General features: G+C 50.1%; 11 protein-coding genes. 3 read left to right on the top strand and 8 right to left on the bottom strand.

The window, feature by feature from the left end:
- Positions 1-13: 13 nt before the first annotated feature.
- From sov to panC, 8 genes are all read right to left on the bottom strand, one after another.
- The gene (gene sov, locus BQ2633_RS03485; RefSeq protein ID WP_075565126.1) at positions 14-7,498 is read right to left on the bottom strand and encodes a T9SS outer membrane translocon Sov/SprA; all 7,485 of its coding nucleotides are present in this window, start codon (positions 7,496-7,498) and stop codon (positions 14-16) included.
- Between the two features lie 95 nt (positions 7,499-7,593).
- Positions 7,594-8,205, bottom strand: a complete 612-nt coding sequence (ruvA, locus tag BQ2633_RS03480; protein ID WP_075565124.1) for a Holliday junction branch migration protein RuvA — start codon at positions 8,203-8,205, stop codon at positions 7,594-7,596.
- 314 nt (positions 8,206-8,519) lie between these two features.
- Positions 8,520-8,807: a DUF4834 family protein gene (locus BQ2633_RS03475; RefSeq protein WP_075565122.1), complete on the bottom strand. Its 288-nt coding sequence runs from the start codon at positions 8,805-8,807 to the stop codon at positions 8,520-8,522.
- Positions 8,808-8,879: 72 nt separating this feature from the next.
- Positions 8,880-9,692, bottom strand: coding sequence for a CDP-alcohol phosphatidyltransferase family protein (locus BQ2633_RS03470; protein WP_083233926.1), 813 nt, complete (start codon positions 9,690-9,692; stop codon positions 8,880-8,882).
- A gap of 104 nt (positions 9,693-9,796) precedes the next feature.
- The gene (locus BQ2633_RS03465; protein ID WP_075565120.1) at positions 9,797-10,516 is read right to left on the bottom strand and encodes a phosphatidylserine decarboxylase family protein; all 720 of its coding nucleotides are present in this window, start codon (positions 10,514-10,516) and stop codon (positions 9,797-9,799) included.
- A 258-nt stretch (positions 10,517-10,774) separates the two neighbouring features.
- Positions 10,775-11,356, bottom strand: a complete 582-nt coding sequence (nadD, locus tag BQ2633_RS03460; protein ID WP_075565118.1) for a nicotinate (nicotinamide) nucleotide adenylyltransferase — start codon at positions 11,354-11,356, stop codon at positions 10,775-10,777.
- Positions 11,356-11,703 carry an aspartate 1-decarboxylase gene (gene panD / locus BQ2633_RS03455; protein WP_075565116.1) on the bottom strand — a complete coding sequence of 116 codons (348 nt, stop codon included), beginning with the start codon at positions 11,701-11,703 and terminating at the stop codon, positions 11,356-11,358. The genes nadD and panD overlap by 1 nt, the downstream gene beginning before the upstream one ends.
- Positions 11,704-11,798: 95 nt before the next feature.
- The gene (gene panC, locus BQ2633_RS03450; RefSeq protein WP_075565115.1) at positions 11,799-12,647 is read right to left on the bottom strand and encodes a pantoate--beta-alanine ligase; all 849 of its coding nucleotides are present in this window, start codon (positions 12,645-12,647) and stop codon (positions 11,799-11,801) included.
- Between the two features lie 309 nt (positions 12,648-12,956).
- Here panC and BQ2633_RS03445 point away from each other — a divergent pair, with 309 nt between their 5' ends.
- The 3 genes from BQ2633_RS03445 to cydB all read left to right on the top strand — a co-directional run bounded on the left by BQ2633_RS03445 (position 12,957) and on the right by cydB (position 16,107).
- On the top strand, positions 12,957-13,169 hold the full coding sequence (locus BQ2633_RS03445; RefSeq protein WP_075565113.1) for a DUF4492 domain-containing protein: 213 nt from the start codon (positions 12,957-12,959) through the stop codon (positions 13,167-13,169).
- 280 nt (positions 13,170-13,449) lie between these two features.
- On the top strand, positions 13,450-14,946 hold the full coding sequence (locus BQ2633_RS03440; protein WP_075565111.1) for a cytochrome ubiquinol oxidase subunit I: 1,497 nt from the start codon (positions 13,450-13,452) through the stop codon (positions 14,944-14,946).
- 12 nt (positions 14,947-14,958) lie between these two features.
- Positions 14,959-16,107, top strand: a complete 1,149-nt coding sequence (gene cydB / locus BQ2633_RS03435) for a cytochrome d ubiquinol oxidase subunit II (RefSeq protein ID WP_176720088.1) — start codon at positions 14,959-14,961, stop codon at positions 16,105-16,107.
- The last annotated feature ends 7 nt before the right edge of the window (positions 16,108-16,114 follow it).

The raw sequence follows: 16,114 nt of genomic DNA, 5'->3' as shown, positions 1-16,114 counted from the left end.
CGCGGCGGTNTGTCTATCTCGCCAACTGGAATTTGAGGTTGATACCGAAGTCTTGCACCGTGGTGGGGAAGGCGGAAGAGGTGAGGAGCGGACGGTTCATCTGTCGTTCGTAGTAGGCAGAGATGGTAAAGAAACGCGATACGGCATAGTCTGCTGAGAAGGATATTTGCACCGCTCTGTTGCCACTCGTGGCTTGAGAAAGCGTGGTGAGGAGATTGCGTTGTAGCGCACTCTGATCACGGAACGAGAGGTCCAGACGTAAGTTGAGCGAGTGGGCAAAACCATCCCCAGATGTACCCGAAGCACTATCAGAAAAACTGTCGTTGTTGGAGTTGTTGGCTGAAGCACTTCGTGCTGAACGACGAGATTTGCTGCTTTTTCCTTTTACACCACTACCACCAAACGTGGGGAACTTGAAATCATTGACCCGATAGCCAAAGCCCACAACAATATCGTTGGAGTGAGTCTCGGTGAGCAACTGAGAAGCCATGGAGAGCGTAAGCACACGTGTGCGACGCATTTCCAGTTTGGCAGTCATGCTGTTGTAGAAAGTGGCATCTATACCCAAGAGGGGAGAGAAACTTTCGTTGATGCTCACTGTCGAGATGTCGAATTGCGACGAAGGTTGCGGACGACCATTCTCCACATTGCTGATAAATCCGAGTCCATCCACTGCGGAACGATAGCTTTGGAAGCTATTGTACGAACCAACATTGTAAAGACTGCGATAGCTGTGGTTGAGGTTAAAGGCACGGAACCATCGTTTGAAGGCAGGTAGTGACGCCAGTCCAGAGTAAGTGAGCGTCCAGTTGGGCAAGAGCTTTGTTAGGATAGGGAAGATGTCGGTAGTTCCACCCATGGAAGTATAAGTGTCCAAGAATGCAGGTATCATCACTTCGCTGGAATACTTGCCTACTACGCCATTTTCGGGGTTGTATGGTTGTCCACTCCATGAGCCGAGTCCAGCAGGGTAGGTGGTTCCTACATAACGCTGTTGTAGTCGAGCTTGATAACGATCGAGGGCACCTAGGAACTGTTGGAAGCGCGCACTGCGGTAGCCATTGTCCGCTGTACCATTAGATGAGAAGGCACTACCGAGGGAAAGAGTGGTCATTGTAAAGGAGCCACTTTGGAGCGATGGCATTCCCTCAAACATGTATTGTATGGTCTTGTTGCGATTGTGATTGCGCGAGAAAGTGAGGCTGATGCGGAAATCGCGTGCCGGTTCTATCTGTGCGCGCAGCTGGAAGTCCTCCGTTTGGGCGAAGGTAGCAGGGGTGGTGATGCTGTCGCTTTGGAGCAACCAACCTCTGTCGGCAGCCCGTTGCACATAGTCTTCGCCTGCTGTAGCAAAGGCAAAGTCGAGCCCAGGCACAAAGAGGCTGCCCATGCGTGACTGTCCGAAGATGTCGCCCACATTAGGCATGAAGCCCGGGAGAGAGAGTTGCGCATTGTTGCGATAGCTCACATTGAAATTGCGCAGACTCATCAGTCCGCGTGCGCCCACTTCAGCTACTTTATACCATGTTTGTTCCTCCATACGCTTGCGAGCTGCCACGGTAATCTTGAGAGAGTCTGCACCGCGTGAGAGCACTTCGATGCGGTTGATGTCAAGCACTTTGTATTTGATGGCATAGCGTGAGCCGTCTTTGCGAATTGCTACGACACGGAGCTTCTTGCTGCCTTGGTTGTGAGGAACAATGAAGGTAGTGTCAGCGCGCAGCACGATTTCTTTCTCGTAGAACTTCTTTTCAGCTTTCGTGTTGCGCGTGTTGCTCTGCGAGAACTTACGATTCACTCGCTTCAAGAAAGGCACCTTATTATATAGGTTTTCCATATTGAAGCGACCATTGGCGGTGATGTCGCGGCGGTTGGCAATGTTGTTGCCCAAGGATTGCCCTGTAGTGCTCTCGATGCCGCGTGTCCAGTTGTAGGAACTTCCGTATTTAGCATCGGCAGTGATCCAGTCGAGGGCAGGGATTTTGTTGAGCGGAATATTCCACGACAATTCGGCATTCTGCTGATAGGCGAGCGGACGACCAAGTTCTAGGATGCTGCGTGTGATGGAGTCCTTCCATGCTGTGTAGCGATCGGGATAAAGCGCTTCATTGACGGGCGTATTAGGTTGCTCAATCTCCGCATTGGTGCCAGAGGCAAAGTTGAAGTGAATGTTTTTAGTAGGATCCCAACGGAGTTGGAAGCTACGATTCCACAAGAAGTCGCTAGAGAAGGTGAGCGGAAGTGTCTTGTTCTCTAGATTCTCCATGTCGCGCTCTTGGAGTTCATAATAGTGGCGCGAAATATCCGAGTTGAACGCAATGCTTTGTGGCAAATAGTTGATGCCAAAATCCTTGAAGATGCGCAACCAAGGAGATTTAGATTTGATGATACCACGAAGCGGCTCAAATGAAAAACGTCCTGGCGAATAGGCATAGGCAAAGTTCATTTTCCAATTCATATCTCGCTCCCAAGCCGTCGTCGTACCTGCAGTGTGGCGCGTGGATTGTGCAAAGCCAAGTGTGAAGTTCCCCAAGTCGTAAGGCATAGGGCTTCCTTTTGTGGTGCGGTTGAAGCGTAGACCAGAAACGGAGAAGTTCTTGTTCACCACTACGCGATTGGTGAGGTCACGTAGGGAGTCGCGCTGCGCCGATGTAGGCAACGAAGCCAGCGCATCCGCCATCGGCATGTCGGTGTCGAGGGGATTGTAGCGAGGAGTTACCACCTCTTTGGAGTACGAATAGTAGACAGGCGCAGTGAGCTTCACTTTCTCGGGGACGAGTTTGCCCAATTCCACATTGGTCGTCATGGAGAATTGCGAAAGATCGTCGTTGCGACGTTGGCTCACGGTTTCTTCCAATCCACCGAATCCGTTCGTTTCTAGGTGTCCGCTCAGATTGATAGTCGCCAAATCTGAGAGTTGGATATTGAGTTGGCTTTGAGCTGCCCAGCCCCCTTGATTGGCAAAGTCTTGCAGACGGAGTTCATTTGCCCACACTTCGACACTGCGCGGAGCGCGCGAGTTGTTGCGCACACCAATCATGATGGTGCGCACTTCTCCCAAGGAAGGATTGCCCTGAATGCTTACCTTGTTCTTGGGGCGCGCAGGGTCATATACCGAGAACAGTTGGGTGAAGGCTGCCAAACCTTGTGCTTTCTTGCGGTTGCGACCAGCCTTCAACCGGGTGAAAAGGTCGAGATCCACATCGAGCATGTTGTCATTGGGCCATACGGCACGGCGCCCCACCTCACCACCGTAGCGACCTTCGGGAGTGAGCGTGAGAGGAATCTCGTATTCGTAGAAGTTGTTTTTATAGTCAGAACCCAAACGCACGAACAAACTGATTTGACCATCTGCCAAATCTTTGTCGCCAGGGAGGGCGTTGGCATGGACAAAAAGTTGGAGGTGCTTGTAGCGACGGAGGTCGAGCTGCGTGTTTTTATATACCGCACGCGCATCGCCACTAGAAAGATTCTTTACGGTCAGAGAGAGGGCTTGCTCATTGTTTTCAAGCACCTGCTCTTGTCCGGGTTCGATGCTACGGCTGATGCCAGGAGGAAGCACGTAGTTGACCGGAGTTTTCTCGTTGTTTTCTTCAAAGTTCACTGCACTTACCACCATTTCGCCCGATTGTCCACCGAGTCCAGTGGTGTAGAGAGGCTGTTCGTAGTCGCGCCATTCTCCGCGCACCAAGTTGAGCGTCGCCAAACGCAGCACGGCAGGCTGGTCAAAGCCCGTCATGAACATGCGCATGAAGCGGATGGAAGAGAAATCGTTGATGCTTCCGTAGCGACGCTCGTACTGGTCTATGGGGATGCGGAAGAGATACCACTTCGTTTCGGGTGTCTTGCCATCTCGAGTCTTCGCATTGATGGTGCGACTATCTACGATGTAATTCTGACCCACTTGCATGGCGTCAGGACGGATTTGCACACGATATTGGTAGTATTTCTCATATTCGTTGAGCGTATAGTCCTGATTGATATCCTCCACATCGGGAGTGATTTTGTAGGCTGTGGAATAGCGTTCGGGAGAAGCATCGGCAGCTACAGAGTTACCATTGGGGTTGTTGATAAACTTGTAGCGATCGAGGATGCTCATGCGGCGCTCATCAAAGTCCGTACCGCGGTAATAGTGATAGCGGTCGGCTGAAGGACTTTGTAAGAGTGAGTCGTAAACTTCGGGACGCACACGGCTGCGCACGTCTTCGAGGAACTTGGCATAGGGACCAAAGGTGCGTTCTTCTTCGGAGGTCAATCCGTTGAAACCTATGTCTTGCAGTCGGCGACTGTCGGAAGCGGTGTTGAAAGCATAAGTCACTGCGCTTTGGTTGGGCACCCATCCCCATGCCGTTTGCGTGAGTTGCGAGCGATCGCCATCCACTGGCATTCCGCTTTCGTAGAACTTGCGACCATCGCGGAGTACGTCTTCTGAGATTTCTCCTAGATTGAAATAGAGATTACCCGTATAGTTAGGGGTTTTGCCGTCAATCTCTGTGAAAGGATCCATCATCCAAAACTCGATGTACGCCACATTTGCGGCTTGGAAATCGGAAGTTTCGAGACGACGCATCATACCTCCCCAGCGTTGGGTGGGATTAGCCAGATGTCCATCGCGATCGAGGGTTGGATCGAGGTTGTAAGGTCCGCGTTCGTTGGGATAGAATGCGAGGTTGAGCACAGGAAGCGTGGCAGCATCCTTGTAGTTCAACGACTTGTTGGGGTAGAGGTCGCTGACATAAACCTCTCTCACTCGCGCGTCCGATAGTTGACGCAAGTCGGATTTGATGTGACCAGGGGTGAGGGACGAGTTGCGACGTGTGAAGAGTGGATCGATGGTGTACCACGCTAGGCGCGCGCGGTTGTAGCCAGAGCGCACATCGTTGTTGAGTTGCGACTCCGCAAACATCGAGGGCACCGAAGAGAGACTCCATTGTTGGGGGGCAGAGATGTCGATTTCAGTCTTGGCATTCTCAAAGTCGTCTAAGTAAGAGGCGCGACCTTGCACCTCACTGCTTTGTCCAGCAATGAGATGTGCGAATTCAGCGGTGAAGTTGATGGAAGATGGGGCAGAGGCGTGCACGAAGGGCAGGCGGTTCACCAGATTAGTGAGCCACTGACTTTGCTGTTTCCATGCCATGTTCAGCCCCCAAAGGGTGTTATTGAGCGGTTCACTGCCGAGCGCCACTTTAGAGGTCAAAGGTTGCTCGCTGAGATGCAGGAGAGAACCTCCAAATTGGAAGTCGCGTGAAAAGTCGTATTGCCAGTTCAAGCCCATCATGGTCTTGCGCTGCAAACCGTAGTCGGTGTTGGACTCTACGGAGCATTGGATGGGCGTTCCAGCATCGAGGATACTCTTGTTGAGGATGCGTACGACACCGGCACTGTAATCCACAGTGTAGTCACTGCCTTCGGTGAGGATTTGTCCGCCAGCGGTCACGACCACACTTCCTTGAGGAATGCCAGAAGTGTTGAGGACAATCTCGTCGCTCTTCGTGGCTTTATAGCGACCTTTGATGACAAACTTGTTGTGTTCCGCCACTTGCTTGGCAATGGTGCGCGTAGAATCGTAGAGTTCGGTGTAAGCAAAACTGCGCGCCACATCAGCATCTTCAATGACATTTGCCAAGAAGCTACCGAAGGGTTCCACTTGGGGGAAGAAAACACGCCCAGAAGCTGCGTCGATGGTGTAGCCTTCCACGAAGTCAAAGTAGCCATTCGGCACGCGACGTGCGTTGTTGTCCAGATTGTCTAAGCCCAGGAGCGAAAGTAAACGCTTGTCTTTGAGGCGTGGAATAGGAAGATAGGAAATGTCAACACCAGTGGTGTCGGACAAATACTTGACATCGAGGGCAAACCGCTCACGTTGCACTGCCGTAGCTCCGAGCGCATAGACGTTGCGCATCATCAGTTTCCAGTTGCCCATCTTAGGGGTGTTCGCGGTGTTTTTGAGCGATTTGACGAGGAGAGCTTGCGTGTTGTCCTTGATGTCGGTAGAAAATTCCCCCACTTGATAGGTTTGTCCGCGATAAGTGTATTCAAACGCCACTGCCAACACTTGGTCGGGTTGGAGCGTAGACTTGAGCGACACATAACCCAAGGCAGAGTTGAGCGAATATTCGGAACTGCTCAGCAGGCGTGCGCTTTCCAGTTTTTCGTAGTCCTCACCACCCACCAAATCCATTGCGTCAAGTTGGGCGTTGCTCTGCGTGATGTCGCGCACTTGCGGAGCCGTTTGGAGGATGAAGTTGTAAGTGTTGTTAGAACGATTGGAGGGAGCCACATCATTCGGTGTCGCTACCCAGACCTTATTGTTGAACTTCTTGGCTTCGCCCAAGTCGGTGAGGGCAATAAGATTGCGCGTGTTGGTGGTGGCAGCACTCTTGTTGGTGACCCAAAGTTCGATGCGATTGATGGTCACTCCCGAAAGAATGTTGGGGAGCTGCGTCATCCACTGGTCGTAGTGGTCGCGGAAGAAATGAGCAAGGAAGAAATGTCGGTTTTCGTCGTAGTCGGAAGCTGAGAACTCGAAGTCGGTGAGCTGCACTCCACCACGGGAATTGACAGTTTGTGCTGCCGATTTCTTTTGCGCCAGCATGGTTTGCAGTTTGAGCCGCCCGAACTGCATATCCGTCCGCACACCGAAGAGGCTTTGTCCGCCACGGATGAGCGAAGACTGCGTGGGCATGGACACATTACCGGCTTCCACGAGTTTGATAATCTCATCTTCTTTGCCTTCGTAGCGGAGTTTGAGGTTTTGCGCGTCAAAGTTGAACGTGGCTTCTGAGTTATAGTTGAAGTCCATGTTCACCTTGTCGCCCACTTTTCCGTTAAGGGCAAGATTGATTTTCTCATTGAAGTCGAAGCCAAACACGCTGCGATTGCGTTCCGACAGCGAGGGATTGTCCGTCCATCTGTGATTTGCTCCGAGTTTTAGTTCTGCACTCCCTTGGGTTCGCACGCGCACTCCGCCAGGACCGAAAATTTTCTCTGCGGGTCCGAGGGAAAATTGCATATCGGTGAAGTCAAAACTATTTTTGCCTTGGCTACGGTATTCTTCGTTGTTGCGCTTGCGGAAGTAATCCATCATAGATCGACGGATGCCCTCGCGCATCACTTCGTCCGTACCCATGAAGATAGGAGAGAAAACAAAGCGATCGCCTACTTTTGTGCCGTATTTATAGAGTCCTGTCGCCTCATCATAGAACAGTCCCGTGGTGAGGTTCTCCGGATCTTTCAAGTCGCCAGAATGGCGGTCGTCAGATGAGGGGTTGGCACTGGCAGTAGGACGCACAGTAAAAGGCACAACACGCTCTGTTTGTGGGTTGCGCTTTGGAACAATGCTGTCGCGCACCGCTTGTGGTGCTGGTAGCTCAGCTGCTTTCTCCGTGCGCGGTGCCACAAACGCCGCATGAACTGCCCCCCAAGTGGCTACACAGCAGAGCGCCACACCGAGGAGTGCGACCCAATGTTGGATTTTACTTGGAGAGAAGAGCTTCATTATGTTCAAGTTTTTTGAGGGAGTACAAATGGAGGTTCGAGAGTTTCTAGAGATAAAGCTTAGAAGTGCTCGAAGATGTCACAGGACAAGAGCGATTATTTGATTTCTTTCAAACCGCGTTTGATGAGTTGCTGCACGTCCAACCCTGGTTCTGCTTTGAGGATATTGCCAATGACCTTGCGCACTGTCGCAGGTTGGAAACCGAGAATCGAGAGGGCAGAGATGGCTTCTTCTGCCACTTTTTTGTCGGCAGTGGCAATGGCACCACCAGCTGAAGGAGCTACGTCGAGTGTTCCAGTGCTGAGCAGATTGCCAATCTTGTCGCGCAGGTCCAAAACAATGCGCGCGGCAGCTTTGGGTCCAATACCTTTCACGCTCTTGAGCATGGCTGTTTGTTCGCCTTGTATGATTTCTGTCAGTTCCGCAGGCGAGAAAGCCGAGAGTACCATGCGTGCCGTCTGTCCGCCAATGCCATTGACCGAGGTGAGGGCTTCGAAGAGAGTGCGTTCTTGTTTGCTGTAAAATCCAAACAAAAGGTGAGCATCTTCGCGAATCACCTCAGTGACATACACACGAGCCGATTCTTTGCCTTGGAGGGCTGCGAAAGTGTTGAGCGAAATAGCGATGGAATAGCCCAGACCTGCGGCTTCCACCACCACTTCAGTGGGAGTGAGTTCGGCAATGCTGCCTTTGATATAAGTGATCATTCGGAGATAACGTCGTTGGAGTGTTGAAAATATCCTGCTGAAAAGGGCGGAGTGCGTGAGAAAATGCGGATAGAGAATGGAGGAAAATCCATGCTATTCACAGCACCTTTTTTAGTCTTGCCCTTGGTGCACAGCAGAGCCTACATTACATAACGTGCAAAGTTACGGATTATTGCACGTATCTGCCGAATGATGAGGGCGAAAAGTGCAACGAAGCAGCGGTAGTCTGTGCTTTTTCTAGGTCGATGGCCCGGAAAATCGAGGAGATGAGGGAAAACCTGCGCTAGGTTATGGACAAAAAGAAAGACGCGCCATTAAGGCACGTCTTCAAATTCTACGTATTCACTTTCATCTTTCGTGAAAATCTTGCCATTTGAGGCGCTGTTACTGTTCGATTCTTGGCTAGAACTATGGTGTTGTTGGGAACGATTCGCTTGCTGTTGCCCTTGTTGTTGTGCTTGCTGTCTAAAAGCCTCTGCATTGTCTGGCAACTTGATGCCTAGGAGAGAAAGAATGAATCGAAGACCTTGATGGAGTAGTGCCCATGCTACGAAAAATAGACCTATGAAAAAGGCAAAAAGGCAACCTAAGAATGTACCCATATACTTTTTTGAATTGAGGTGACTAAACAGATGTTTCTTAGTATACGTGCAACTACTGTGCCATAAAAAGCATCACTTGTTGCGAACGAGGAGAGAAATCAGACTGTAAAGTACGATGAGGAGGGACAAGGCTAAGTCGTAGATTTGGAGACCTACCCCAGCCGTCACAACAACAGCCGCCAAAATTATAAAGCAGTAGCGTACTTTGTTGTCCTTCCACGTGAAGTTCTTAAATTTCAATGCGAACATCGGCACTTCGCTGACCATAATCCAGCATGACAACGCAATGAGTAGTATAAGAGTACCTATTGTGACGGGCACAAGATAATAATGAATGGGGTGTCTGTAAAGAAAGTTTGTCAAACCAGCCCAAAATAAAGCGTTGGCAGGTGTGGGAAGTCCAATGAAACTATGCGACTGCCGGGTGTCTAGATTGAACTTTGCCAAACGAACTGCAGAGAATGCTGCGATGGCAAAGGGGAGTATGCTGACAATGTAGAGCATAGCGTCTGGATATTCCTCATAGATGATGGGCAAATACGTTTGTAGGGTCATGAACAACATCATTGAGGGGACGAGGCCAAAGGTGATGACATCTGCCAGAGAGTCCAACTCTTTACCGATGGGACTAGAGACTCCAAGAAGGCGAGCGGTGAACCCATCGAAAAAGTCGAAGAGGAGTCCGAGAAGCATAAAGCAAAGCGCGTAAAGTAGTTCACCATCGACTGCAAATATAGTGGCTATGCAACCACTTACTAGGTTAAAACTAGTGATAATGTTGGGGATATGTCGTTTCACGAGAGGAAATTTGTTGTTACGAAAGGTGAGAATAGAGAAGTCTTTGTGGGGGATGATACTAGAACACTCAGCACGGACGTGGTCCATTCACTCATACCTGAGGGGAGGTCATGGCTTGTTTGCGACATTCACGTAGGTATATGCGCAAACGCCCTCCGTGTTTCCGAAGGGCGTTGCTTATAGGGAGAATGTTATACGCTCTGTGTCGTTGTATTCTTGTCTTTCAGGTAACCCAGAATCGTGCTGTTACCAGTGGTGGCTTGTCCCATTTCTACCGAAATCTCTGTGTCGAGAGGGAGATAAACATCGACACGTGAACCAAACTTGATGAAGCCGAGGTGGTTGTCTATCTTACAAGTTTGTTCTTCGGTGGCGTAAGTCACGATGCGACGTGCCACAGCACCTGCTACTTGGCGCACGAGGATGTCGTGACCAGAGGGAGTGGTGATGACCACTGTGCTACGTTCGTTCTCGGTGCTGGCTTTGGGCAACCATGCTTTAGCAAAGTTTCCATTGTGATGACGCACCAATTTCACTGTACCTTCTACGGGGAACCAGTTGGCGTGTACGTTGGTCACGGACATAAACACCGACACCATGAGGCGACGGTCGTGGAAATATTCGTTTTCTTCTACTTCTTCAATCACGACAATGCGACCATCTGCAGGTGCAACCACCACGTTATGGGTATCACCAGGGAAGATGCGCACGGGGCAACGGAAGAAATTCACAATAATGCCGTAGACAACGAGGAATACGGCCAAGATGATATAGAAGGCAACAGGGTAATCGGGATAAAACAGCCAATAGTCCAAGGCTGCGATGGCAACGAGGGCAATACCTCCTAGGGTAAGGGTGGTGCTCCCTTCGTTGTGAAGACGGTGTTGTTTCACCTTACGGAGTGTGGACATGTGGTTTCTTTTTGAAAGTCTGGGTTGCAAAAATACGCATTTCTGAACAAATGTACAAATATAACGCAATCAACTTGCAGGAATTGTGCTATTTTCTGAACATACGTGCGTTCTTATGCAGAAAAATAGACACAAACGATGGAATTTGTGTCTATTTTTGCGGTTTTTGCAGCTTACTATGCAATGCGTTTTCGGAGTTTCTTCGCTTGAGTTTCCTTATTTTGGGAAACGCCGTGGCGATCAATCAGCATCTTCTGCTCACTTTTGTGGTGCATAAATGTGTTGTGCAGCATCGATGATGCAGGCAGGAATCATCTTTTCTACATCTTTTCCTTCTGCGAGTCGAGCGCGAATGTTCGTACTGCTGAAGGGGAAGAGTGGGGCATCTATGAGCTGCACTGTGGTCGGCAACGTTTCTGGCAAAATTGGGTAGCCTTCTCGGGGATAAACCAGCAAGGGATATTCTGCCAATAAGTCATCGTGGTGTGCCCATCGTGTGAAGTTCACCCAGTTGTCAGCACCGATGATGAGCGAAAAGACATTTTCGGGATAGTGATGCCGAAGAGCCTCCATCGTTCGCCAAGTGTAGCTCGGGCGCGGCAGTTGCATCTCAAAGTCAGCAGCGACAATATGGGGGAAATCTTCCACAGCTTGTCGTGCGAGCGCAAGACGATCTTGTTCGGGAGCCAAGTCTGTGGCAGCTTGTTTGAGAGGATTTTGCGGAGATACCATCAGCCAGACTTCATCCACGAGGTCCTGGTCAACGACTCTTTGAGCCACCGCCAAATGCCCCAGATGAATGGGATTGAATGAGCCGCCGAAAATGCCAATTCGTCGCATTAGTCCAGCGCGTTTTGTGCGTTGGGGAACACCACTTTCGGTGTGAAGTCTTTGGCTTCTTCGGGAGTGAAACCAGCGTAAGCCATGATGATCACTTCGTCACCTACTTGGAAACGGCGAGCAGCTGCGCCATTAAGGCAGATGCAACCAGAGTTGCGCTCACCACGAATCACATAAGTTTCGATGCGTTCACCGTTCATATTGTTGACCACATGCACGTGTTCGCCTGCAATAAGTCCAGCCGCATCGAGCAAAGCCTCGTCGATGGTGATAGAACCCATGTAGTGCAAGTTGGCTTCTGTGACTGTGGCACAGTGAATTTTTGATTTTAGAAGACTGAGAATCATATTTGATACTATGAATCAGGCGTTTTTAATTTAGCCTTGTGCTGTTGTATATTGACTTCGTACAGTTGCGTATGGCAGACTGTCGTAAGTTCGGTTTAGCGGTAGGCAATGTTGTCGATAAGACGTACGGGACGCGCTCCGCAGAACACGGTGATGCACCCTTGGATGTGGGGGGCATCTTCCCAAGAAGTCACTGGCTGAAGCGTTTCGCCATTCACGATTTCGTAGTATTCCACCTCTAGTCCTTCGAGGGCATTGAGGTGTTCCACCACAAATTGTTGGGTTTCCGCCACAGTGTGCGATTGTGCGTAGTCCACACTTTCGCGAAGTGTGCGATAAATGTTGGTTGCCAGCACGCGCTCTTCGTCGCTCATCAAAGCATTGCGGGAAGAAAGTGCCAAACCGCTCTCTTCGCGCACTATGGGGCAGGGCACCAATTGGAAGGTATAGCCCAAGTCTTTCATCATGGCACGCACCACAGCGATTTGCTGGAAGTCTTTTTCTCCGAAATATGCCTTGTCTGGGGTCACCATGTCAAAGAGTTTCGACACGATTTGGCACACGCCATTGAAGTGTCCGGGACGGCGCGCTCCTTCCATCACGGTGTCGATGGGAGGATAGGCAAACACGCGGGTGTCTTCTTGCGGATATACCTCTTCCACACTGGGAGCAAAGACGAGGTCACCACCGAGCGAAGCGATGAGTTGCGCGTCGGCTTCAAAAGTTCTTGGGTAGTGTTGCAAATCCTTGGGGTCATTAAACTGAGTGGGATTCACAAACACACTGACCACAGTGAGTTGGTTTTCTTCCACACTTTGGCGAATGAGGGAGGCATGTCCTTCGTGCAAAGCCCCCATGGTGGGCACAAGACCCACGGAAAGTCCTTGTTGTTTAGCTTCAGTCACGGCTTGTTGCAGCGCAGCGACCGTATTGATGATTTTCATATAGCTTCAATTATTGCCGTGCAAAGTTACAACGAAGCGCAGGAAACACCAAATAATCGAGCTGGAAATGGGGCGATTTTGTCTTTTGTACGATAAAAAAAGGCCGTTATCCTCATTTATGAGGAAAAATGTTTGGAAATTTCACGCGCACGACGTAATTTTGTAGTCCGAACAATTATAAAGTCTACATTGCAAATCAGAATAACCCGCAGAGGTATCCGACAGGCGACTTGGTAGTTTGCCTACTTAGAACTGCTGTTACGTGAAAATCTCTATATTCATTTCTGATTCTTTTCTATCCTTTTCAATATGGTTGCCGCACTTAAAACCTTTTTTCGCATCTATGCCGAAGGGCTTCGAGGCATGACTTGGGGTAAAACGCTCTGGATCATCGTCTTGATTAAACTTTTCGTCATGTTTGCGGTGCTTAAACTCTTTTTCTTTCAGCCTACGCTCAAGGGTAGTGCTGCTGAAAAAGCGAATACTGTAGGCGATAATTTCGTGCAGGAGCAGCGCAAATAGAGGGTTTTCCCCTTCGTCATTAAGGCTGAGATTCTAGAACCCTCCCATGGCGCACGCCTAGTTCTCCCTTTTTTCTAGCTCCCAACTGCTCACTGAGGCTGCAAAAACTTCGACGTTCTCTCCTCGCTACACCATATATATAGCACATAGCCTGCGGAACATCACATAATAAGGTATGCCCTATATATATAATAATGCGTGTTGCCTACCAACGTAGGGTCGCTGATTGGAGCACTTCCTACTAGAAACATCATAGACAATTCAATAACAATATCAAGATATGACATTTTTACAAGCCACGGACCCGGCAGTCCTAGACTGGTCGCGCGCCCAATTTGCCCTCACGGCATGCTATCACTGGTTGTTTGTCCCACTTACGCTCGGACTTGCACTCGTGATGGCGATTATGGAAACTATTTATTACCGCACAGGTGATGAGTTCTGGAAAACAACTACCAAGTTTTGGCAGAAGCTCTTCGGTATCAACTTCGCTATCGGTGTTGCCACGGGTATTATCCTCGAATTTGAGTTTGGTACCAACTGGAGCAACTACTCTTGGTTTGTGGGTGACATCTTCGGTGCTCCCCTTGCCATTGAAGGTATCTTCGCCTTCTTCATGGAATCCACCTTCATCGCGCTCATGTTCTTCGGATGGGGCAAGATTAGCAAGGGCTTCCACCTCGCCTCTACTTGGCTCACTGGCTTCGGCGCTACGCTTTCTGCGTGGTGGATTTTGGTTGCCAACAGCTGGATGCAGCACCCCACGGGCATGAACTTCAACCCCGACACCGTGCGCAACGAGATGATGGACTTTTTCGCTGTGGCTTTCCAGCCTTTTGCCGTCAATAAGTTCACACACACCGTGTCTAGTGCATGGTTGTTGGGAGCGGTTTTCGTTGTTGCCGTGAGTTGCTGGTATTTGCTTCGCAATCGCAACGTGAAAATGGCTGTACAAAGCATCAAAGTTGCTAGTATTGTCGGTTTCATTGCTGCCATTCTCACCGCTGCTACTGGAGACGCTAGTGGTGTGAATATTGCCACTCATCAGCCCATGAAGCTTGCCGCTGCTGAAGGACTCAAGGATGGAGAGTGTGGTGCGTGCTTCACTGTAGTGCCTGGTGTCAAAGTGCCTTATGCGCTTTCCTTGATAGCCTTCAAAAATCCAAATTGCTTTGTGCCTGGTGAAAACGACATCCTCTATAAGGGTTACACCACTCACAAGGGTGAAAAGGTGATTCCTGCCACAGAGAAAATGGAGAAAGGTAAAGTGGCGCTCGCTGCTTTCAAAGAATATCGTGAAAATCGCAAGACCAACCCCGAGAAGGCTGCAGTAGCTCGCAAGACGTTTGAAGAAAACAAGGCCTACTTCGGTTATGGTTACATCGAGAAGGTAGAAGATCTCGTGCCCAATCGTGGTTTGATGTTCTGGTCATTCCGCGTCATGGTGGGTACTGGCTTTGCGCTCATCTTGGTGATGGCTTTGCTCTGGTGGTTTGGTCGCAAAGGCAAACTTCAGCACATGCGCTGGTTGCTTCATGTGGGCCTTTGGAGCGTGATACTCGCATATGCTGCGCAACAAGCTGGTTGGATTGTTGCCGAAGTGGGTCGTCAGCCCTGGGCTATTCAAGACCTCCTTCCCGTCAATGCCGCTGTGTCTAGTCTTTCTGTGCACAATGTGCAAATCACTTTTGCTCTCTTCTTCCTCGTCTTCACTGCTTTGCTCATAGCAGAATTGCGCATCATGTTTAAAGCCATCAACAAGCACGAACAAGAATAATCTCACTGCCCTATGATTACCTACGAACTTCTTCAACAATACTGGTGGTTGCTGGTCAGCCTCCTCGGTGCTCTGGTTGTCTTCCTCATGTTTGTGCAAGGCGCCAACACCCAAATCTTCACCCTCGGTCGTACTGAGGAAGAGCGCGTGCTCATCGTTAACAGCACCGGTCGTAAGTGGGAATTCACTTTTACCACGCTCGTCACTTTCGGGGGTGCGTTCTTCGCTTCTTTTCCCTTGTTCTATAGCACCAGCTTCGGTGGTGCTTACTGGGTGTGGATGCTTATCCTCTTTAGCTTCGTGCTTCAAGCCGTGAGCTATGAGTTCCAATCTAAGCTCGGCAACTTGTTGGGAAAAAACACCTATCGTTGGTTCCTCGTGCTCAATGGTGTGCTCGGTCCTGTCCTTTTGGGCACCGCTGTCGGCACCTTCTTCCACGGTGCAAACTTCGTGGTGAATAAAGATGTCATGACCGATCAAATCGCACCTGCTATTAGTCAGTGGACCACTGGCTGGCACGGTCTTGAAGCTGTGACAAATCCTTGGAATGTTATCCTCGGTTTGGTGGTGTTCTTCTTGAGCCGTGTGTTGGGCGATCTCTATATGCTCAACAATATCGCTGACGAAACTCTTGGCGCTCGCATCCGTCGTCAAGTGCGCACCGACGCCGTAGCTTTCCTCGTGCTTTTCTTGGCGTTTGCTGGTCACTTGCTCACTATGGATGGCTGGGCTGTTGATGCCAACACAGGTATGGTGTCTATGGAGGCTTACAAGTATCTCCACAACTTCCTCGCACTTCCTGGAGTCCTCGTGCTCTTCTTAGTGGGTGTTGTGCTCGTGTTGGTGGGCATCGCTCGCACCGTTTTCTGCAGCACCTATGTTCGAGGCATCTGGTTCACTGGCATCGGAGCAGTGCTTGCGGTTTGGGCTTTGCTGCTCATCGCAGGATTGAACAACACGGCTTATTATCCCTCTCTTGCTGATGCACAAAGCTCTTTGACCCTTGCCAACAGCTGCTCCAGTGAGTTCACGCTTACCGCCATGAGCGTTGTGTCCATTGCCATTCCCTTTGTCTTAGCCTACATTGTCTATGCTTGGTATAGCATCGACCGCAAGAGTATGACTAAGGAAGAACTCCAAGAAAACGAACACGCCTACTAAGTTTAGG

Origin of the sequence: Ihuprevotella massiliensis, assembly GCA_900095835.1 — a bacterium.
In the GTDB taxonomy this organism is placed as follows: Bacteria; Bacteroidota; Bacteroidia; order Bacteroidales; family Bacteroidaceae; genus Alloprevotella; species Alloprevotella massiliensis.
Note: the sequence above shows the minus strand (reverse complement) of the source record. Positions and strands in the feature narration are given on the sequence as shown.

Coding starts and splice junctions, on each gene's coding strand:
- sov (WP_075565126.1), bottom strand. CDS start 7,498: ATGAAGCTCTTCTCTCCAAGTAAAATCCAACATTGGGTCGCACTCCTC.
- ruvA (WP_075565124.1), bottom strand. CDS start 8,205: ATGATCACTTATATCAAAGGCAGCATTGCCGAACTCACTCCCACTGAA.
- BQ2633_RS03475 (WP_075565122.1), bottom strand. CDS start 8,807: ATGGGTACATTCTTAGGTTGCCTTTTTGCCTTTTTCATAGGTCTATTT.
- BQ2633_RS03470 (WP_083233926.1), bottom strand. CDS start 9,692: ATGGACCACGTCCGTGCTGAGTGTTCTAGTATCATCCCCCACAAAGAC.
- BQ2633_RS03465 (WP_075565120.1), bottom strand. CDS start 10,516: ATGTCCACACTCCGTAAGGTGAAACAACACCGTCTTCACAACGAAGGG.
- nadD (WP_075565118.1), bottom strand. CDS start 11,356: ATGCGACGAATTGGCATTTTCGGCGGCTCATTCAATCCCATTCATCTG.
- panD (WP_075565116.1), bottom strand. CDS start 11,703: ATGATTCTCAGTCTTCTAAAATCAAAAATTCACTGTGCCACAGTCACA.
- panC (WP_075565115.1), bottom strand. CDS start 12,647: ATGAAAATCATCAATACGGTCGCTGCGCTGCAACAAGCCGTGACTGAA.
- BQ2633_RS03445 (WP_075565113.1), top strand. CDS start 12,957: ATGGTTGCCGCACTTAAAACCTTTTTTCGCATCTATGCCGAAGGGCTT.
- BQ2633_RS03440 (WP_075565111.1), top strand. CDS start 13,450: ATGACATTTTTACAAGCCACGGACCCGGCAGTCCTAGACTGGTCGCGC.
- cydB (WP_176720088.1), top strand. CDS start 14,959: ATGATTACCTACGAACTTCTTCAACAATACTGGTGGTTGCTGGTCAGC.